The organism is Flavobacterium zhairuonense (assembly GCF_004352915.1).
Taxonomy (GTDB): Bacteria; Bacteroidota; Bacteroidia; order Flavobacteriales; family Flavobacteriaceae; genus Flavobacterium; species Flavobacterium zhairuonense.
The window spans coordinates 33,686-54,739 of sequence record NZ_SJSY01000059.1 but is presented as its reverse complement, the minus strand read 5'-3'; the positions used below and the strand labels follow the sequence as shown (position 1 = coordinate 54,739).

The 21,054-nt window shown below is 34.7% G+C and carries 14 protein-coding genes; 3 read left to right on the top strand and 11 right to left on the bottom strand.

Annotated elements, in window-relative coordinates:
- Positions 1–4 precede the first annotated feature (4 nt).
- Complete coding sequence (locus EYY60_RS01475; protein WP_132987638.1) at positions 5–2,206, top strand: xanthine dehydrogenase family protein molybdopterin-binding subunit; 2,202 nt, start codon at positions 5–7, stop codon at positions 2,204–2,206.
- A gap of 187 nt (positions 2,207–2,393) precedes the next feature.
- Here the strand turns inward: EYY60_RS01475 and EYY60_RS01470 are convergent, their stop codons facing one another.
- The 10 genes from EYY60_RS01470 to EYY60_RS01425 all read right to left on the bottom strand — a co-directional run bounded on the left by EYY60_RS01470 (position 2,394) and on the right by EYY60_RS01425 (position 17,205).
- Complete coding sequence (locus EYY60_RS01470) at positions 2,394–2,873, bottom strand: DUF1203 domain-containing protein (protein WP_132987637.1); 480 nt, start codon at positions 2,871–2,873, stop codon at positions 2,394–2,396.
- 154 nt (positions 2,874–3,027) lie between these two features.
- Positions 3,028–3,591: a DUF2911 domain-containing protein gene (locus EYY60_RS01465; protein ID WP_132987636.1), complete on the bottom strand. Its 564-nt coding sequence runs from the start codon at positions 3,589–3,591 to the stop codon at positions 3,028–3,030.
- A 138-nt stretch (positions 3,592–3,729) separates the two neighbouring features.
- Complete coding sequence (locus EYY60_RS01460; RefSeq protein WP_132987635.1) at positions 3,730–6,141, bottom strand: glycoside hydrolase family 2 protein; 2,412 nt, start codon at positions 6,139–6,141, stop codon at positions 3,730–3,732.
- Between the two features lie 106 nt (positions 6,142–6,247).
- Complete coding sequence (locus EYY60_RS01455) at positions 6,248–7,426, bottom strand: glycoside hydrolase family 88 protein (protein WP_132987634.1); 1,179 nt, start codon at positions 7,424–7,426, stop codon at positions 6,248–6,250.
- Between the two features lie 398 nt (positions 7,427–7,824).
- Positions 7,825–11,934, bottom strand: a complete 4,110-nt coding sequence (locus tag EYY60_RS01450; protein ID WP_132987633.1) for a two-component regulator propeller domain-containing protein — start codon at positions 11,932–11,934, stop codon at positions 7,825–7,827.
- Between the two features lie 243 nt (positions 11,935–12,177).
- Positions 12,178–13,773, bottom strand: coding sequence for a hypothetical protein (locus EYY60_RS01445; RefSeq protein WP_235832266.1), 1,596 nt, complete (start codon positions 13,771–13,773; stop codon positions 12,178–12,180).
- Between the two features lie 292 nt (positions 13,774–14,065).
- The gene (gene uxuA / locus EYY60_RS01440; protein ID WP_132987631.1) at positions 14,066–15,250 is read right to left on the bottom strand and encodes a mannonate dehydratase; all 1,185 of its coding nucleotides are present in this window, start codon (positions 15,248–15,250) and stop codon (positions 14,066–14,068) included.
- Between the two features lie 16 nt (positions 15,251–15,266).
- Positions 15,267–16,079, bottom strand: coding sequence for an SDR family oxidoreductase (locus EYY60_RS01435; protein WP_132987630.1), 813 nt, complete (start codon positions 16,077–16,079; stop codon positions 15,267–15,269).
- Positions 16,080–16,087: 8 nt separating this feature from the next.
- The gene (locus EYY60_RS01430) at positions 16,088–16,753 is read right to left on the bottom strand and encodes a bifunctional 4-hydroxy-2-oxoglutarate aldolase/2-dehydro-3-deoxy-phosphogluconate aldolase (RefSeq protein WP_132987629.1); all 666 of its coding nucleotides are present in this window, start codon (positions 16,751–16,753) and stop codon (positions 16,088–16,090) included.
- 2 nt (positions 16,754–16,755) lie between these two features.
- Complete coding sequence (locus EYY60_RS01425) at positions 16,756–17,205, bottom strand: YhcH/YjgK/YiaL family protein (RefSeq protein ID WP_132987628.1); 450 nt, start codon at positions 17,203–17,205, stop codon at positions 16,756–16,758.
- 348 nt (positions 17,206–17,553) lie between these two features.
- Between EYY60_RS01425 and EYY60_RS01420 the strand changes: the two genes are divergently transcribed.
- The gene (locus EYY60_RS01420; protein WP_132987627.1) at positions 17,554–18,678 is read left to right on the top strand and encodes a LacI family DNA-binding transcriptional regulator; all 1,125 of its coding nucleotides are present in this window, start codon (positions 17,554–17,556) and stop codon (positions 18,676–18,678) included.
- A gap of 128 nt (positions 18,679–18,806) precedes the next feature.
- Here the strand turns inward: EYY60_RS01420 and EYY60_RS01415 are convergent, their stop codons facing one another.
- Positions 18,807–19,976, bottom strand: coding sequence for a DUF4861 family protein (locus tag EYY60_RS01415; RefSeq protein ID WP_132987626.1), 1,170 nt, complete (start codon positions 19,974–19,976; stop codon positions 18,807–18,809).
- Positions 19,977–20,184: 208 nt separating this feature from the next.
- Between EYY60_RS01415 and EYY60_RS01410 the strand changes: the two genes are divergently transcribed.
- The gene (locus EYY60_RS01410; RefSeq protein ID WP_132987625.1) at positions 20,185–20,829 is read left to right on the top strand and encodes an HAD family hydrolase; all 645 of its coding nucleotides are present in this window, start codon (positions 20,185–20,187) and stop codon (positions 20,827–20,829) included.
- Positions 20,830–21,054 lie beyond the last annotated feature (225 nt).

Sequence of the window (21,054 nt, the reverse complement as noted above, 5' to 3'; positions counted from 1 at the left end):
AATTATGAGCAAGACAAGTAATATTAATAGAGTAGATGGATTTGCTAAAGTAACAGGTTCAGCAACTTATTCTGCCGAATATAAAACACCGGGCGTTGTTTATGCTTGCTTGGTGGGAAGTACAATTGCAAAAGGAAAAATTAAAACAATTGACACTAAAAAAGCGGAATGGGCACCGGGAGTTCTGGCTGTAATTACGCATTTGAATGTAGATAAACCGGTTGGCTATCAAAAAGAAAAGGACAAACATAATTTTGGTCAGCCTTTGCAGATTTTTAAGGATGATTCGGTTTTGTATTATGACCAGCCTATTGCGATGGTTATTGCCGATACTTTTGAACGTATGCAGTATGCGGCGAGCTTAATTAAAGCAGATTATATAAAAGAAGAACATTCAACTGAACTTCATAAAGCGGCCGAGAAAGAAAAGAAAGTTGAAACCGATAAAGGAAATGACTATCATCGAGGTGAACAAGATGGTTATAAAAATGCTGAGGTTGTTTTAGAAGCAGAATACACGATTCCAACCGAGGTTCATAACCCAATGGAATTGGCTAACATTATTGCAAAATGGGAGGGAAATAAACCAATTTTATATACTAAAAGTCAAGGTGTGGAAGGAACACGCCGAAGTGTTGCCGGAGTTTTTGGCGTACCTGCGGAAGATGTTGAAGTAACTTCAGAATATCTGGGAGGTGCATTTGGAATGGGATTGCATACTTGGCCTTACGAGATTGCGGCATTAATCGGTGCTAAAAAATTAAATCGTCCGGTTAAATTGGTGTTGCATCGTGAACAAATGTTTACGAATGTTGGTTTTAGACCTTACACTATTCAAAAAATGGGTTTAGGCGCCACTAAAGCTGGAAAATTGACAGGTTTAACGCATGAAGCAGTGGCAATGACTTCGAGTTATGAAGATTTCATGGAAGGAACTGTAAATATGTCCCGATTTATATATGATTGTGCCAATGTTTCAACACGATATAGAATTGTGCCTTTAGACACTTGCACACCAATCTGGATGCGCGGTCCGGGGGAAGCTACAGGATCTTTTGCCTTAGAATCTGCAATGGATGAAATGGCGTATAAATTAAATATGGATCCAATCGAATTCCGTAAAATAAATTATGCCGAAAAAGATTTGGAACAAAATAAACCTTGGAGTAGTAAATTCCTTTTAGAATGCTACGAAGGAGGTATGGAACGAATTGGTTGGAAAAACCGTAAAAATGAACCGGGTTCAGTCAAAGAAGGAAACTGGCTTGTGGGTTACGGAATGGGAACTGGAACTTTTGGTTGTTACCGAAGCCCAACTACTGTTAAAGCGAAGTTTTTAGCCGATGGAAATTTGGTACTTCAATGTAGTGTAAATGATATGGGACCGGGAACGGCAACTATGATGACAGCAATTGGAGCCGAAATTACGGGTTTGCCAGCAGAAAATGTGATTGTTGAAATGGGGAAAAGCGGTCTTCCAAAAGGCCCTACACAAGGAGGATCGGCGACGACTTCATCTGTGGGTTCTGCAGTGCATGATTCTTGCAATTTGTTGGTAAGCAAAATTCTTGGTTTGGCTAACGAAACACAAACTTTTAAAGGTACACCAATTACAGATTTGACTTTTGCAAATGGTGTGATTTCTTCAAAAAACAATTCTAAAACAGTTTCTTTGGCTTCATTAATGACAGCAAATAAATTGGAAGATTTTGCTGTAGAAAATCAATCTAAAGGTAATGAAGATGCAAGGAAATATTCTATTTATTCGTTTTCAGTTCATTTTGTAAAAGTATTGGTGAATCCGAATTTAGGGAAAATCAGATTGGCGCATGTGGTTTCTTGCGCTGATATTGGAACGGTTATCAACCAAAAAACTTCTGCAGGACAAATGTTTGGCGGAGCAGTAGGAGGAATCGGAATGGGATTAATGGAAGCTTTAGAAATCGATCATCGTTTTGGACGTCCAATCAACAACAATTTTGCCGATTATCATGTTCCCGTAAATGCGGATATTGAAAAACAGGAAGTTTTCTTTGTCAATAAAAAAGACCCAATAAGCAACCCAATGGGGACAAAAGGTTTGGGAGAAACCGCTTTAGTTGGAATGGCACCTGCAATTGCAAATGCTGTTTTTAATGCAACAGGAAAGCGTGTACGAGATTTGCCAATTACGTTGGATAAGATTATTGAGACCGTTAAGGTTTAGAACGTAAAAGAGACATTGAAAAATGTCTCTTTTTTTTCTGTATTTTTTAATGTAATTGGTGATTTCAACAATGAGGATTATGGCATGAGAAAACGATTTGTTTTCCGTGGTTTCAACCACGGGAAACATATGAAATTCATAAAGAAATATGTATTCGAATTTATTAGAACGATTTACAGTCATTTAATTACAACCTTTCAATTTTACAAATAAAACAACAAGCTTCTGAATTTCTGGCATGGAGATATTCAATATCATTTTTATTTTCAAAGATTTCAGAAATCAGTTGCTCAACATCATTGTCACCAACTAATTTTGTGTAAATCATTTTTTGTTCTTTGTTGTAACCAATTAACGATAGAGGAAAATTTTCTTTATCGGCTTTAATTTCGGGTGGAAAATTATAAATATCGGAATATTCGTCAACTTCATTTTTATTAATAAATATGGGGCCGGATTGATTAAACGCATTGTTTTTAGAAAACGGACTATAAGCGAAGACCAATCTAATATCTTTGCCAATATCAAATGGTTTTAGCGAAACTCTGCAAGGACCTTTTCCAGATGCTATTTGCTCGTAAACTTGGTTGCCGAAATTATCAATGTTTGTGTCACGAATTGTAGCAGCGAATTCTTTTGTTAACGGAACAATCTTAAAATTTCTCATATATTTTTGTGTTTTAAATTTGATCAAATTTCGATTTTGTCCGCTTTGTTTAAAACCTGTTTCTTGCTAAATGTTTAATCACTTATACATTTAAACCATAAAAAAAGAGACATTGAAAAATGTCTCTTTTTTGTTATCTGTAAAACGATTTAAATTATTTAATCGTAATAGGCAATTCAACCGTAGTTTTATCCCATCCAATAACTAAATTAGCCACATTGTCTTTAGTTGTAAAAGCAATTGACAAAGCTTCGATAACATCAGAAACTGGTTTAACTGGAACTGAAACTCTAACTACATCTTTGTTTTCATCATAAGCATAACCTCCCCATAAATCCAATTCTTTATTGATGATGATAGTCCATTTGTCTTTTTCTGGAATAGCAAATAAACTATAGTATCCAGCAGGAATTTTTTTACCGCCGATCGTTACGTCTTTGTAGAATTTGATTTCTGTATTTTCGTTAGCACCAACTCTCCAGACTTCGCCAAATTTCACAATATCGCCAAAAATAGTTCTTCCTTTTACAGAAGGTCTTGAGTAAAGAACTTTGACAACTGGGTTTGGAGTATCTGTTTTTTTGAATTTAACAGATCTGTTTGGAAAATAAGAAATATCAACCGGACTTGCATCAAGCGGAGCAAATTTCACCACATCTTGAGCCTGAACTGTAAAAGCAGCAAACAAGGTAACTGCTAATAAATAAAATTTTTTCATAGGATTACAATTTTTAGAATAACTACAAAGTAAGTTAATAAAGAAGAAAAATCATATAATTACACTTTGTTTTTTGTTAATGAATTGGTAATGATTTTTCTTCTTTTTTATTTTGATAGAAAACCTTTGCGGTTATATTTAATTAACAGGAATCTTTAAATATTCTCCTTTAAAGCTTTGATTTAAAGCCGTCATTTCAATTGGAGTATTTGAACCGTCAGGAATTACTTCGATCGAAGCTTTTCCGTTGGCCATTTTAATAGATTCGCTTCCTGTTGGAGTTCCTTGATTTCTCAATGTTTTTCCGCCTTTGATGCATTGGAAATAAACACTTTCTTCATAATCCAAACAGCGTAAATTATTGTTGTCTATTGCAATTGCAGTTACCAAATAATTGCCATTTTTTAATTTCTCAAATGACAATTGAAGAGAAGTTGCAGCTTCATTTTTCTTAAAACGATAATTTACTTTTAAAGTATCAGAAACTGTTTTTCCTTCTTTAGTCTTTCCAACGGCAACTAAAATATTTTCTCCTTTTGTAAAATTGACATCCCAAGTCAAGCCATTTGCTGGATAAAGCGCAAGATTGCGTTGTTTTTCGCCTAATGATTTACCGTTATGGAAAAACGTCACTTTTTCACAATTACTGAAAACGCTGATTGTTCTTGGCGTATTTTCAGGACCTTGACGTTCTGTCCAAGTATGTGATTCTATGTATGCAAAAGGTTCTTTTGCCCAGTAACTTTTGAAAACATAATAGGCGTCTTTCGGAATTCCGTTTCGATCTGTTAATCCTTTTTGATTCATATACGGAATATCATCTTCCGGACGTAACGGCGTTGCAAAATCCTTGAATGCCCATTGAATATTTCCCACAAAAGTTGGGTCATTCTCGGATATATGCAAATGCCAGTCAAACAAATCAACGATGTAATTTTCGCTCCAGTCGCCAATTTGAGCAATATTGGCAACCTTAGTTTGTACTATTGCTTCTTCCCAACCTTCGGCTTTTATTACATTTTCGCCTGTAATTGGGTTTTCACTATGACGCCCTACATGGCTGTCTCCACCATATTCAGCATGAATGAAATGGCTATATTCTTTTTTGTAAACGTCAATTGCTTTTTGATAACTTTTATAGCTTCCCGAATACCAACCCGACCAGATAGAAGGCGAGAAGACATCAACAATATGTGAACCTTCGTAATATTTTCTGATTGCCGTTTTTCTAGTTGGATCAAGTTTGTGCGCAAGATCATTTAATTCGGTTAAAAACGTATTCGTTTTTTCAGGATTATCTCCATCAGGAAAATCTGGAAGCCAGTTTATTTCATTTCCTAAAGACCAAATTATAATGCTCGGATGATTGTAATTTTGATTGATAATTTCTGTCAACATGTTTTTGGCATTCGTTTTCCAAACCTCATTACCAATACCTCCGCGACACCAAGGCAATTCGTCCCAAACCAATAATCCTAATTCGTCGCATGCTTTGTAAACTTCGGGATCTTGAGGATAATGTGCTAAGCGAACAAAATTTGCACCCATTTCTTTGATCGATTTCATGTCTGCCCAGTGTTGCGCATTTGTCATTGCCGCGCCAACGCCTGCTTGTTCTTCATGACGATGCGTACCACGAATAAGAAGTCGTTTTCCATTCAAATAAAATGGCCCATGATCTTTAAACTCAAACCATCTGAATCCTACTTTTTCAGCAATACTGTCTTTTACTTGATTTTTTTCAGATAAAAAAGCTGTCAATTTATACAAGTTTGGATTATCTGTATCCCAAAGTTCTGGATTTTTGATGTTTTCAAAAGTGATTGTCGAAGTTTTATCTGAAACTGGAATCGTTTTGCTGGCTACTTTTTTCCCTTTTGGAGTTTTTAAAGTCACAGTTAATGACAAATCTTTTGAATTGTCTGGATTTGCAATTGAAGAAACAATTTGTACAGATGCCTTTTTAGCCGAAACTTCAGGAGTCGTAATTTTTAAATTTTCGATGTGATTTTTGTATTTCGAAACCAACCAAACATCGCGAGTAATTCCGCCATAAATAAAGAAATCGCTTTTTTGAGATGGAATGATTTCGATATCATAACTATTGTCAACACGAACAAAAATATCATTATTTCCTTCTTTAATAAGGTTCGTAATGTCAATTGTAAAACCAATATAACCACCAATATGCGATCCAGCTTCTTTACCGTTTACATATACTTTTGTAGTGATATTTGAACCTTCAAAGTATAAAGAATAACGTTGGTTTTTATCAATCTGTGGAATGTTCAATTTCTTTTGATACCAGCTTGCATCGCGTCTGTAGCCAGGATATAAGTCGGTTGCGTCTTCGGCGTTCCACGTATGTGGCAAATTTAGTGCAACCCAGTTTTGATTTTTTTGAGCTTCGCTGAGGCTTGAAGTATGATTTTCTGAATAAAGCCAGTTGTCATTAATATTCAGCTTCGTCTGAGCAAAACTGCTGCTCAGACAAATCTGAAAAAAAACAAAAAGCGTAAAAAGTAAAAATGTATTGTTGTATTGTTTCATAAATTAAGAGGTTCAAAGGGTCAAAGGAACAAAGGGTCAAAGTCTCAAAACCAAAGGATAAAACCTTTGTCGCTTTGTTTCTCTGTGCCTTTGTACCTTAAATTATTTACTTTCTTCTAAGCAAAGCTTCCAGAAAATAATAATCGGCATAGATTATAGGTTCGTCAATTTCGTCGTGTTTTGGCCAGTTTCCTGTACTGTGGTCGAGTAGGAAAGGAGCTTTGATATTGGCATTTAAAATATATTTATCGGATTGTACGGAAGTCATTACTTTATCGGCGAAAGCCAAATAACTTTTGTTTTTTGTGTAACTGTACAATTCGTATAATCCAGATGCCATAACCATTGCTGCAGAAACATCTCGTGCTGCGTTTGGAATACTCGGGTCTTTAAAATCCCAATACGGAATTCCATCTTCTGGCAGATTTTTATTGGTCATAAAAAATTCCGCTGTAGCTTGGGCTTGCTTTAAATAAGCAGGATCTTTTGTGTATCTATAGCACATCGTAAATCCGTAAACCGCCCAGCCTTGACCACGTGCCCAAACTGAATCGTCACTATAACCTTGAAGCGTGGTTTTCTTTCTAACAGCGCCCGTTTTTGGATCATAATCAATAACATGATAACAGGAATTGTCTTCTCTAAATTGATTTTTTAAAGTCGTATTTGCATGTTTTATTGCGATATCACGGTATTTTGGATTTCCTGATAATTTTGAAGCTTCAAAAAGCAATTCCAAATTCATCATATTATCAATGATTACTGGAAAATCCCAAATTTCTTTATTGAAATCCCATGAACGAATTGAACCTACTGTCGAGTCAAATCTCGTGCACAGCGTTTCGGCACCTTTAATAATTACATCTGCATATTCTTTTTTGTTTTCGACTTTAAGTGCTTCTCCAAAACTGCAATACACTTTAAAACCTACATCATGCGAATTGCGGTTGACACTTTCTTTCTTGCTGAAAGGTGTCCATTTTTGGGCTTGTTCTTTGTATTTAGAATCGCCTGTAAGTCGGTACAATTGCCAAAGGTTTCCAGCTAAAAAACCGCTTGTCCAGTCTCTTGATGGCACTTTGTGAATCTCATTGGTTTTAATGTTCATGCTTCGAGGCATCGACAAAGAATCTATCGGATAATCGAGCAGCATTTTGTAGCGTGTTTCCAGCAGTTTTTCTGTCGCTGGAGAAACAGTTATTTTTTGAGAATTAATTCCGGATTTGCACCCTATTGTCAGCGATGCAAACCCTAGAATTAAAGAAATGAAACTAACTTTATTCATACTACTAATTAATCTTTTTTAAAAAACCAAAACTGCTTGGCTCTAAATTTGGGTTTGGAATCATTTCTGTTTTTTTATTAAATATAAGTAAACTATCTAAGCTCTTGTGTTTCTTTGCGTCAAAAAAACACATATCAAAAACACATCATTTAAAAGGTTTTTTGACTTTTTTGTTGGTAAATATTCATTTTTTGGTTTTAAGGTTAGTGTTAGATAAAATAGAAAAGCAACAAACTCATCCCGATTATAATTGCGGCAAATAAAAGTTGTAGCAACAAATAGTTTGGTTTTTTGATTTTCATATCGCAAATGTAGAAGCCGAGAACGATATAGAAATACAAAAAAGGGTATCTAAAAATACAGATACCCTTTTTTAAGCCTTTAAAACACTAGGATTGTTAAATTACCACCGAAGATTTGTAAAATTTGTCAGCATATTGTGATGGCGTTTCTCCATACTTTTTCTGGAAGCATTTGCTGAAATATTTTGGATTGTTGAAGCCAACCTTATAACTGATTTCAGATATTGTCAACTTATCTTGTTCTAATAATTGTGCTGCACGTTTTAATCGTATTTCATGAATAAATTCATTTGGTGTGCAATTTGTCCATGCTTTAATTTTTAAAAACAGCATGGTTCTGCTGACACCTAATTCGGTACAGAAAAATGGAATATCGAATTGTTCGTTCGAAATATTTTCTTCGACAATTTTGAATGCTTTTTTCAAAAGTTCTTCATCCAAAGAAGAAACCGTAATTTCTGACGGAATAAAACTGTCTTCGCTTGAAAATTTGATTCTTAGACGTTCAGTCGTATTTAAAAGATTTTTGACACGAAGCTTGAATTCCATTAAATTGAATGGTTTGCTGATGTAGTCGTCGGCACCGCTTTCCAATCCTTCAAATTTGTAAACCAATGAAGATCTTGAAGTCAATAAAATAACTGGAATATGGCTGGTTTTAATATTCTCTTTGATTTTTGAACATAATTCAGTTCCTACCATTTCAGGCATGATAACGTCGCTGATAATCAAATTCGGAACAAATTTTAATGCCTTTTCTAGAGCAATTTTGCCATTTTCGGCTTCAATAATATTATAATCTTTTTTGAGCAAGTTTTTCATGAACTTTCTCAAAACCTTATGATCTTCTACAATTAAAATTGTTTGCTTTTCTTCGTTTACAATTAAATCTTCAATGTCTTCATTTTCGATGATTTCCGAAGATTCTAGTTGAGCGTTATATTGCTCAATGTCATCACTGATTTTAAAATCTGAAATAATTTCGTTGTCCAAAAGATGTTCGCGTCCAAGTGGTAATGTTACTTTAAAAATTACACCGCCTGTTGGTTTGTTTGTAACATCTATTTTTCCTTTGTGAAGCTCGATAATGTTTTTTACAATTGAAAGTCCGATTCCGGTTCCTTTATTGTAGTTTTTTTGAACTTGATTATGTGTCGGAACTTCAAAAAACAAATCAAAAATCTTGTCGATATGTTCCTCTGAAATTCCAACTCCTGAATCTTCAACTGCTATAAAAAGATGTTGCTGATCTTGATTGATTTTAATGTTGATAGAACCGCCTTTTGGAGTATATCTAAAAGCATTCGAAATCAAATTATAGAAAACACGTTCAAGTTTGTATCGATCAAAATACACCAACATTTCTTCGTTTTCAGCTTCAAAAGTATAATCATAGCCTCCGTCTTTGGCGTATTCGATAAAAGAGAGAAAGATTTCTTTTGTGAATTTGACGATATTTCCGTTTGCCGATTCCAATGTGACTTGATGATTTTCCAGTTTTCTGAAATCCATTAAACGGTTAATCAAACTCAACAGATGATTGGCGCTTCCTTCTATAACCAAAAGCTTTTTGTACATTTCGTTGGTTCCGTTATAATCGGCTAGAATTTGTTGTAATGGCCCTAAAATCAAAGTCAACGGCGTTCTGAATTCATGCGAAATATTAGTGAAGAAATCCAGTTTTAATTTGTTGTTTTCTTCTATTCGCTGTGTTTCCAGATATTCCAGTTCGAGTTTTTGTTTCAATCTGGCTTTTGATTTCATAATCCATATCAAACCATATAATCCTAAACCAATTATAATTCCATATAATAAAAATGCCCAAATGCTGCGCCATGGAGCCGGATTTACAATGACAGTCAAGGTTGTTGGATTTTTGTTCCAAACCCCGTCATTGTTCGCGCCTCGAACCTCAAATGTATAAGTTCCCGGATTTTGAATAGCAAAATTAGCTTCGCTGTTTTTGGTAATTGTCCAGTTGTTTTCCAGTCCGGTTAAACGATAGCTGTACTGATTCTTTTTTGATCGAATGTAATTCGGAATCGCAAAACTGATCGAGAAATTAGCTTTATCATAATCCAAAGTGATGGTTTTGGTATACCCGATGCTTTTTTCTAAAATGCCTAAAGAATCATTTGGATTTGTTGTTTTATTTTTGATTTTCAAATCAGTTATCAAAACCTGGGGAGCGTATAGATTTTTAGAAATTTTTCGAGAGTCAAAATAAGTTGCTCCAAAAGGACTTCCAAAATAAAATGTATTGCCATTTAGTTTTAAAGCCGCATTATCATTAAATTCATTGTTTGCTATACCATCTTTTTGATCATAACTAACAACCGTTTTTCGGATTGTGCTGTATTTTATAATTCCCTGATTGCTACTAATCCAAAGGTTTTTATCAGCATCTTCCAAAATAGAATGGATTGAGGTAACAACCATATTTCCAATTTTCAGATTGATTCTGTTGAATTTTTTTCCATCAAAATAATGCAATCCTTTTGCTTTTGTTCCTACCCATATTTTATTATGAGAATCCTGAAACAATGTCAGAATATCATCTCCAGACAAAGAAACATCATCATAAAAATAATGTTTTACAGTATATTTATTAGATTGAAAATTTTTAAGTCCAATAAGATTCAGTCCACTCAGAGTTCCAACCCAAAGCCTTTTTTGTTTGTCGACCAATACTGTTCGAACGTAATTATTGGTTAGATAATTTGCTTTGGTGGTATCATTTCTAATAAATTGAAAATCTTTTGAAACAGTATTATAACGAACTAATCCTTTGCTAAAAGTTCCCATCCACAATACGCCGTTTCCTTCTGTTTTGATCGAATAAACTCCAACATCTTTTATTGAATCTTTCAATTTAGATGAAATTTTGTCGCTTTCAATTCTTTTAGTCAGCGTATTATAAGCTGAAATTCCTTTTGAGAAAGTCCCCATCCACAAAATATTATTCTCAGCAACACACATTGATTTAATATCATTTATAGGCGTTTGTCCAACTTGATTGTTAAGGTAGCTAGTAGCGTCTGTATTTTTATTGTAAATGGTAATGCCGCCGCCTTCGGTTCCAAAATAAATATTTTGATTTTTGTCGGCTACAATAGAACTTACCACATCATAACTCATCGGGATCTTTTTTGAATTCTGATCGTAATTATAGAAATTTACGCTCGAAATATCCCACATATTAACGCCTTTGTAATAACAGCCAATCCAAACTGAACCTTTTTTATCGATGAAAATTGATTTCACTTTCTCGATTCCACTGTTATGATTGCTACTGCTGTAACTATTGTTGTTGTTTATTTTTTGAATGCTCTTATCTTCTCCTAAGATATAAATTCCGTCATAGGCACCAATCCAGATCGAGCCTTTGCGATCAATAGCCAAAGCGCGAATTTCATTGTTGATTTCTCTACGTTTTTCCTCAGGTAAAAAGGAAACAAAGCTGTTTGTTGAGGGATTAAATTTTAAAAGCCCTTTGTTTTTTGTTCCAACCCATATATTGTTGAAACGGTCTTCAGCAATTGCTGACACATTCAATACATCAATATTATTTAGCGGATAATTTTTAAATGAAAATTTCCCGTTTTTTCTGCTTGTATATAAACACAGTCCTTTTGTCGTCCCAATCCAGACCTTGCCTTTTTTGGTTCTGAAAATACTCAGAATATTATTGCTTGGAATTGACGCATTATCAGTAGCAGAATGAACGGCAGAGGTGAACTGCCCGGTTTTTTTATTATAAACAGACAATCCTTTTGAAGTTCCAAACCACATTTCATCTCCAATTTTCTTTATACACCAAATGGTATTACTATTTATGGTATGAATGGTTTTGTCATTTAAATATCTCTTGAAAGTATTGCTAACAGGATCATAGCAATTCAGGCCATTATAAGTTCCAATCCATAATTTCCCTGAATTATCTTCTTCAATAGCTAAAATATCATTACTGATGGACATTTTATTAGCAACATCATTTCTAAAAACGGTGAAACGGCTTCCGTCGTATTTATTGAGACCGTCACGCGTACCAAACCACATCTGTCCAAATTTATCTTGATGTATGGCAATAACAGAGTTTTGCGAAAGGCCGTCTGTGGTTGAAAAATTTTTAAGGCGGTATTTATTTTGGGAAAACAAATTTCCTGAAATAAAAACTAAAACTAGAAAAACGCTCGTGTATTTCATAGTATTTATTTTTTGGTTAGTGTTAGAAAGGTTCAAAGGCACAAAGGTTTAACTCTTTGAGGCTTTGTGAGTTTAATTATAATGGTTCATTTTTAACACATAGAAACATAGATTTTTCTTTTGTAGAAGGCGATTTTTAGAAAAACTAGTTTTCACACATAGCTTTACTTAATATCTATGATTGTTTATGCAAGTGAAACGCCTTTTTTGCATTCCTAAAAGCTCTGTTTCTATGTGTTTAAATTATTTTTTCAATCGTTTTTGTAACTGATAATCGTACAAAGACGGAATTTTTTCAATCGATCTGTTCAAAAATTCAATATATGGATCTACGTCATATTTGATTTCAAATTTTGTATTTCCGTGAACACCGATAATTCTGGCAAAAGCGCCATCTTTCATCCCATACAATAAAACAGGTTTTGATGGATCTGGATTTTCGACTTGAACATTTAAATTCCAAAATGTGCTAAAAGGCGCATGCGATGGCTTCCAATAATCAGCGCCGCCACCGCCAAATATTGCGTAACTGTTGTTTTTGTCTGCTTTTAAATGAACTGTGATGTTGTCAAATAAATTTTGATGATTTGCTCCAGAATGTTGATCTAAAACTGGATCTTTAAAAATCTCGCAGTTTTGGTAAACATTTTTAGTAGCAAAAGTGTTGAAACTTAAAGGGTGAACTGCTGAATTGTAGATTTTTAAGTTTTTGACCAAAATGTTATGAACACCACCTAAAGTCACTGTATAATGCGCCAAATGCGTTCCATCGGTAATAATATCCTGAATAGTGGTATTGGCTACTTCTTCGGCCAAAATACCGCTGTCAGCATTTGTTATTTTGACATCTTTGACCCAGCTGTTGAAAAGGCGCGTCAAGAAAATTCCATTATTTCCCGGTTCAACATGATGCGCTACCCGTGGAATATCTGGAAAAGTAAAACGAAGATGCTCAATTCCAACTTCATTTAAATGTTTCCATTCTACCAACTGTGCCTGATAACTTGGTTTAATTGAAATGGTCAACGGCGTTTTTAAAGTAATTTTTGAGCCAGAAATTTTAGTGATTTCAACCTGTTGCCTCACAATTGGAAGTTTTGGATATTTCCAATGATGTGACCCCGGTTTTACATTTGCTCCTTGGTATAAATCTTTAATGATTTCGCCATTTTCACCATCTTTATTAAATAATTGCAATTCAACAACATCGCCAACTTTTAATCCTTTTATATCGGAAACAATAATCGTATGTTCACCCATTTTTCCCGAACTGACTTTCGCCAACGGATTAGGTTCAGGTTCATATTTATCCAAATACGATTTCACACGCTCACCCGGAACTTGCGTCCAGATAAAACCTCCAGACCAAGCATATTGAGAAAAAGGCAAATCAATATTGTTTTCGGGTTCGCGCTGTCTTTTGTCTAAAGTCGTAAGATATTCACGAAGTTCTGCCAAAGCCTCAGAATCTTTAAGATACATCATCGGTCTTGGGCAATAGAATTCAGTTCCGTTTTCAGCAGAACCGGCACCGCGAAGCACAAAATTGCTTCTTTCGACATAAAGTATTTCGCTAAGGATAATTCGTCCGGCAGGCAACTGCAAAATTACAGTTCCTTCAACAGCATTAGCGGCTTTGAAAGCTTTTAAAAGCGCTTTCGAATCGTCTAAATTATCGTTTGCTTTTACGCCAAAATCAACCGCATTAATTACTTTTCCATTAACCTCAGGAATTTGGCTTTCGCCGAAATGATACCCAGCGTAACTAAAATCTGGAAGATAATTTGTTTTTGGAGAAGTAATAATGTTCGGCAATTCCTGCGCCAATAGTGTGTTCATAAAGAGGCCACAGGATATAATAATGGCTTGGCGAATCATGGTTTTTGTGGTTTTGGTTAGTTAGTTTTTTGTTTTTTGCTCCGAAGAGGTTTTGGTTTTCAGTCTAGTTTGTCATTCCGAGGAACGAGGAATCTCCGCAAGTAGCTCTGCAAGCTAAATCGTCAATCTTTGTCGAGTTACTCGTGGAGATTGCTCCGCCAGTTCACTAACGTTCGTGTCCTCGTTCCTCGGAATGACAAACAGGATCTTTAAAATCTGTTTGAAATAAAAATTTCGCGTTGCAGCAAAACTTTTATATAGATCTTTTGATTCCCAATTCAAGTCCTCGCAACTCTGCAAGACCTCTCAAACGGCCAATTGCAGAATAACCCGGATTTGTTTTTTTCTTCAAATCATCCAACATTTGGTGTCCATGATCTGGACGCATTGGCAATTTGCTGTTGTTTCTTTTTTCGACTTCCAGAATTGCTTTTACGACTTCGTACATATCAACATCGCCTTCAAGATGATTTGCTTCGTAGAAACTTCCTTCTTCGTCACGTTGCGTGCTTCTTAAGTGAATAAAATTCATTTTATCGCCATGACGTCTTACAATTCCTGGCAAATCATTATCTGCACGAACACCGTAAGAACCCGTACACATTGTAAATCCGTTTGATTGAGATGGCGCCGCATTCATCAATTCGATCAAATCTTCTTCCGTGCTTACTACTCTTGGCAAGCCTAAAATCGGGTAGGGAGGATCATCAGGGTGAATGGCCATCAAAACGCCTTTGCTTTCGGCAACCGGAATAATTTCTTTTAGAAAATGAAAAAGATTATTCTTTAAAGCTTGTCTGTCAATATGATTATAAGCGCTTAACGTGACCAAGAAATCTTCTACCGAATAAGCTTCTTCAGCGCCCGGAAGTCCAGCCAGAATATTTTGTTGCAATTTGATTTTGTCTTCAGCAGTCATGGCTTCAAAGTAGCTTTTCGCTTTTTGAATTTGTTCTGATGAATATTCGTTTTCTGCGCCTGGTCTTTTCAAAATAAATAATTCAAAAGCAGCAAAAGCATTAATATCAAAGCGAAGTGCTTTTGAACCATCTTCAACAGTGTATGACAAATCAGTTCTTGACCAATCTAAAACAGGCATGAAATTATAACACACGCATTTGATGCCACATAAAGCTAAATTTCGGATACTTTCTTTATAGTTTTCAATGTATTCCAGATATTTTCCGGTTTGTTTTTTGATGTCTTCATGAACTGGAATACTTTCTACAACCGACCAAATCAAACCAGAAGCACCTTTTTTAGGGTCGCCATCCTCGTGTTCGATCTCCACTTTTCGTTTAATGATTTCTTCAATACTCCAAACTTGTCCATTTGGAATATGGTGTAATGCAGTTACAATTCCGGTTGCTCCGGTTTGTTTAATATCTTGTAAAGAAACAGGGTCATTTGGTCCGAACCAGCGTAATGTTTGTTCCATTTTTTTGTCTTTAAAATTAAATACTCGTAGCGGCAAAACCACCGTCTACTTTTAATACTGTTCCGGTTACGAATTTTGACATATCGCTACACAGGTATAAAAGTGCGCCGTCAATATCTTCAGGTGTTCCAAATCTTCCCATTGGAGTTTGTCCGATGATTTTTTCGCCTCTAGGCGTTAAATTTCCTTCTGGAGTCAACAATAAAGCACGGTTTTGTTCGCCAATGAAAAATCCTGGAGAAATCGCATTTACACGAATTCCCTCGCCATATTTTGATGCCAATTCAACCGCCATCCATTGCGTGAAATTATCAATAGCCGCTTTTGAAGCTGAATATCCAACAACTCTGGTCAAAGGTCTTTGAGCAGATGCCGATGAAATATTGATAATGTTTCCTGATTTCTGTTTTGCAAAAAGTTCCGAAAAAACCTGAGAAGGCAACATTGTTCCAATGATATTTAGGTCGATTACTTGCTGTAAATCCTCCGTTTTCATATCATAAACCGCTTGATCGGGTTGAATTGTTGCACCCGGCATATTTCCGCCGGCAGCGTTAATTAAAATATCTAGACGGCCGTATTTTTCAACAATAAAGTCTTTGATTTTTTCTACTTCTTCTTTATTCAAAACATTAGCTTGAACGGCAAAAGCTTGCCCACCGTTTTCTTCGATTGTTTTTACTGTATTTTCTGCTTTTTGAAGTGATTGAGAAACGATTCCAACAATTACGCCCTGTTTTGCCAAAACGTTTGCAAAGTTGCTTCCTAATACGCCAGCACCGCCTGTTATAAGTGCAATTTTCCCTTTTAAATTAAATATTGAATCCATATGGTTATTTATTGTTTTCTTAAAGTTTCGATGATGTCGAGGACTTTTTTAGTTTCATTTTCGATTGTTGCATAATCGCCTTCTTCCATGCGCTTTTTAGTAATGAGTTTGCTTCCCATTCCAACAGCTGATACGCCTGCAGAAAACCAACTCTCAATATTGGCATGCGTCGTATCAACGCCTCCGGTTACCATAAAAGTCAAATCAGGAAAAACATCTTTGATACTGCTCATGAATTCTGGACCAAGTACATTGCCCGGAAAAAGTTTGATGAAAGTGATACCGGTGTTTTCCGCAGCAATAATTTCTGTTGGCGTCATGCATCCTGGAGCGTAAAGTGAGTTTTTGCTTTTTAAGAAGTCAGCAACTTCAGGCACAAAACCGGGACTGATAAAAAAATCAGCGCCTGCTTCGTGAAAGTCTTTAGCTTGCGATTTATTTTTTATTGTTCCAATTCCTAACAGCATTTCGGGCATTTCTGCATTTCTGATTTGGACCATTTTCTTGAAATTCACCAAAGCTTCCGAGCCTCGGTTCGTATATTCGACCGCTCTTATTCCTGAGTTGTATAAAGCACGAAGAACCTCAATACTGATTGTTGCATCGGTATTGAAATACAAAGGAAGCATGCCTTGTTTTGCAACAGTTTCTATTGAATTTTGAATGGAGCTCATCACTAAATTTTTACTTTGAAAACAAGTTTTTTCAGTGATTCTTCGCCAATCATTGCAGCATGGACATCTTCTGGATATAAAATCGCAAACTGTTTTTCTTGCAATTCAAAAAACATATCTGGTTTGTCATTAAAAAAACGAACGTCTTTCTCGTTGCTATAATCGCCATTCGGACTTACACATTTTTCTCTAGGTTTCCATGCATAAGTTTCTGGACCTTTCAACACAATTTGAATGTCGATGTTTTTGTCATGGCATTCAAAACCTTTGATGCTTTGTTCTTTGGTTGTTCCTTCGCCTGCAATTACAATCAGTTTTAGTCCTTCTGTAATTTCCAAAACTCCTTCTTCAAGTTTGCTGATGTCGTTTTGATTCACATAATCAAAAGCCGTTTTGAAATTGGGATGAAGACCGAAGTATTTTGATGCGTTATTTAATGAATCTACTATCATTTTTTATTTGGTTGTTTTGATAATTAGTGTTTAATCTTTTTATTCAGGTTAATTGTTTTAATTCGCTGGTTATTAGTTTTTTATTTGTCATGTGTCATGTTTTTGACAAGGAATACATTTCCTGCTTATTTAAACATTTGAAACAGTATTCGTTATGATTTGATTAGACTTAAAGTTTTACTTTTAATGTTAGATATAAGTAATTTGAATATTAATAAGTTGATTTTTTATATTTTTAATTATTTGACTGTGAGTTTTTCAACAATTAAATCTTAAAAAAATAAACAAATTGTATTGTTGTTTTTATGGTTTGTGTATTTTTGCGTGTACGCACACGGTGTTTTGCAAATGTATATAAAAAGAGATGTAAAACAACTTATATTTGATAAAAAAAATAATAATTTTACGTGGCTAATCTATTTTTTTAACCTAAATATCAGAAATATCATAACAATTAAAAAAATTGCAGAACTCGCTAACGTGTCACCTGGAACAGTTGACAGGATTATTCATAATCGCGGGCAGGTTGCGCAGGAAAACGTAGATAGAGTCAATGCCATTATTGAAGAATATGGTTATAAACGAAATATTTTAGCAAGTAATCTGGCATTGAATAAGAAGTTTCGAATAGCGGTTTTTTTGCCTAAATATGAAAATCTGGAATATTGGAAAAGCCAGATTTCTGGTGTGGAAAAAGCTGCCGCCGAATTCATGAAATTTGGAGTTGTATTGGATTATTTTTTCTATGATTTCAATAAAGAATCTTTTCAGAAAGAGATTAAGAAAGTAATCGATTTTGAATGTGACGGATTGCTTTTTGCACCGATTTTTTATGAGGATTCTGTTCAGTTTCTAAAAGCATATGAAGACAAAGATATTCCTGTTGTGATGATTGATTCTAATATTTCAGAGGAAAATCAGCATGCTTATGTGGGACAGGATGCTTTTCAGAGTGGTTATTTGGCGGGAAGACTGATTAGTTTTGCGGTAAAAAACGAAAGACAGGTCTTGATTTTTAAAATAGCGAGAGAAATTGAAAGCACATCAGTTTATTTGCAAAGAATTGACGGATTTTATTCGTATTTTAAAGATCATGACGAACTTACAAATTTTAAGTTTTCTGAAATTACTATTAAAGATTCTGGAATCGATCAGCTGTGTCTAGAAATGTTCAAAGGTATCAACAGCGTTTTTGTACCTAATTCGAGAGCCTATATCGTGGCTCGATTTTTAGAAGAAAATGATGTAAAAGGCGTTAGAATTATTGGTTTCGATTTATTGAATGAAAATATTGAATATCTGAATAAAGGAATAATCGATTTCTTGATTAATCAAAGACCCGAAGAACAGGGATATTTAGGAATCAATTATTTGTATAAGAAATTGGTTCTTCAGGAAGAAACGGAACGAATTCAATATATTCCTTTGGAAATTATTTTGAAGGAGAATTATTTTCCTGCGAAAACAAGATAAAATACAATCTTGTCATTTCGACCGAAGGGAGAAATCACACTAGTAAATCGACAAAGATTGGCGACTTTCTTTGCAGAGTTTCTAGTGTGATTTCTCCCTTCGGTCGAAATGACAAAAAAATGAGAAGATTATTTTTTCACTTTAACAATAAGAGGATTGTTGATTTTTTCAGCAAAAGAAGCCAAATAAGTTTCCCATTCCTGTTTGGTTTGAAACGGACTTCCTTTTTTCCATCCAAAACCAGCGTAATAAATAGCTTTTCCGTTTTTAACAGTGATATTTCCGTAAAGATTGCTTAATTCTTTTTCGTTTGTAACGTGATTGTCAAAGCTCGTCATCGTATTTTTTGGAGCGACTAAACCCATTCCAATTTCAGAATCGTCGATTGGTTCCCAATAACACAACCATCCTTTTTTCAAATCGGTTCCGATAGTTCCTTTTTTGTCATGAAGCGTCAATCCAACTGAAATGCTTTTAGTTCCTGTAATTGTTGTTTCATAACGCGAAAGAAAGCTTCCGTAATCCAAGCTGATCAATTTTGATTCGGTTATTTTTTTGCCTTTTGCATCCCAATCGGCATAAGTCAAAATAAAACTAGTTCTGATTGGTCCGGTTGTAATCGTTTTCCAGCTTACAAAATTCTTCGAAAAATAATATTTACCATCAATATTTACAGCAATTCCGCCAATTCCTCGGCTGTCACCCACCTGAAAATTATCCAAACCTTCACCTGTATCTTTGTGATAAGTTCCTTTTCCTGTAGTCATTTTGTCGTACCATTTGTTAATAATTGGATAATCGACTCTTTTTAGCCATGCATCAATTCCGCTTGTTAATGTGCCTCCAGGAATTTTGTCTTCCACCATTTTTTGCGCCACAGGGCCATAGGTTCTAAAAGCAACTTTATTATTTTCCCACGCATAGTCATCTGTTCTTTCAGGCACAAAACGAGAATAACAGCTCGCTATTTGCGAAGCCGAAGGATTAGTTCCAACTAAAACTTCAAAATCCTGTTTAGATTTTGCTTTGATTTTTGGCTGAAATAAAAGAAGATCCATTGTTCCATCTCCGTCATTATCTACGGTTTGGGTTTCTAAGAATGAATTTGTGTTACGATCTTTTACCGCATAATTTTCAAGTTTTGCAGTATTTGGCAATCCGAGTGTTTTTTTAGTTAATTCGACAGTTTCAAATTCTCTGTCAGTTGCTAAAGTATTGGTTATTGTAATGGTTTTGTTTTGAGAATAAATGGCAAAATTGCTTGTCAGAATTACGCTCAGTAAAAGATTTTTTTTCACAATTTGTATTTTTTATAGGTTCGATAGGATTTATAAAATTACAAATCAAAAGGCACATACAAATACAGAAGAGGAGTAATTTTGTCCAAAAGCATTGAATATCTGGTAGGGTTTATTTTGCAATGAATTTGACGTAAAATATTTTTCGTAAATTTCAATGCTTGTATTTTGAGCAAGAATGAATTCTAATTAAATGAAAATCAATAAAATGGTTAAGTGTATAATTTTCGATTGTGACGGAGTTTTAGTAGATACAGAAAAAATCGGTAACGGAATATTGCTTGAAATGGCAGCTGAACATGGTTTTGAAATGCATATTGAAGATGTCTACCGAAATTTCAACGGACGAAATTTAAAAGATTGTTTTCGTCATATCGAAGAAGCAATCGATCAAAAACTTCCCGATTCTTTTGAAGCAGAATACCGCCAAAAAAGCTTTGAAGCATTTAAAACTCAGGTAAAACCAATGAAAGGTGTTATTAAATTTATCGAAAATATCGAAAAATTTAAAATTCAGTATTGTGTTGCTTCTAGCGGTCCGGTTGAAAAAATAAAGCTAAATCTTGAAGTGGCAGGTTTATTGGATAAATTCGAAAGTAAAATATTTAGTTCCTATCAAATAAACAGTTGGAAACCAGAACCCGGAATATTTTTGCACGCCGCTAAAGAAATGAGTTTTGATGTGAAAGACTGCATTGTTCTGGAAGATAGCAAAGCTGGAGTAAAAGCTGGAATTAGTGGAGGATTTAAGGTGTACGGTTTTGCAAATGGGTATAATAATGAAGATTTAGAAGAAGAAGGAGCAATTATTTTTCATCGTTATGAAGAGTTGAGCGAGTTGCTGGGATTTTAGATTTTAGATTTCGTTTCAGGTTAAACAAGTAGAGAACTTTGTCAAAGTTTAAAACTTTGACAAAGTTGACAATTCTCGATATTGGAATTTGAATTTTCAAAATTTGAAATTTTTACCTTACAATTACAAAATTGTTTGATTAAAATGTAATTTGTTGCACTAAAATAAATTTTTATATATTTGAATTTCGACATTCTCTTTTTTAGTTCAATAATAATCAATAAT

Coding starts and splice junctions, on each gene's coding strand:
- EYY60_RS01475 (WP_132987638.1), top strand. CDS start 5: ATGAGCAAGACAAGTAATATTAATAGAGTAGATGGATTTGCTAAAGTA.
- EYY60_RS01435 (WP_132987630.1), bottom strand. CDS start 16,079: ATGGATTCAATATTTAATTTAAAAGGGAAAATTGCACTTATAACAGGC.
- EYY60_RS01450 (WP_132987633.1), bottom strand. CDS start 11,934: ATGAAATACACGAGCGTTTTTCTAGTTTTAGTTTTTATTTCAGGAAAT.
- EYY60_RS01410 (WP_132987625.1), top strand. CDS start 20,185: ATGGTTAAGTGTATAATTTTCGATTGTGACGGAGTTTTAGTAGATACA.
- EYY60_RS01455 (WP_132987634.1), bottom strand. CDS start 7,426: ATGAATAAAGTTAGTTTCATTTCTTTAATTCTAGGGTTTGCATCGCTG.
- EYY60_RS01445 (WP_235832266.1), bottom strand. CDS start 13,773: ATGAACACACTATTGGCGCAGGAATTGCCGAACATTATTACTTCTCCA.
- EYY60_RS01465 (WP_132987636.1), bottom strand. CDS start 3,591: ATGAAAAAATTTTATTTATTAGCAGTTACCTTGTTTGCTGCTTTTACA.
- EYY60_RS01420 (WP_132987627.1), top strand. CDS start 17,554: ATGTATATAAAAAGAGATGTAAAACAACTTATATTTGATAAAAAAAAT.
- EYY60_RS01460 (WP_132987635.1), bottom strand. CDS start 6,141: ATGAAACAATACAACAATACATTTTTACTTTTTACGCTTTTTGTTTTT.
- EYY60_RS01470 (WP_132987637.1), bottom strand. CDS start 2,873: ATGAGAAATTTTAAGATTGTTCCGTTAACAAAAGAATTCGCTGCTACA.
- EYY60_RS01425 (WP_132987628.1), bottom strand. CDS start 17,205: ATGATAGTAGATTCATTAAATAACGCATCAAAATACTTCGGTCTTCAT.
- uxuA (WP_132987631.1), bottom strand. CDS start 15,250: ATGGAACAAACATTACGCTGGTTCGGACCAAATGACCCTGTTTCTTTA.
- EYY60_RS01430 (WP_132987629.1), bottom strand. CDS start 16,753: ATGAGCTCCATTCAAAATTCAATAGAAACTGTTGCAAAACAAGGCATG.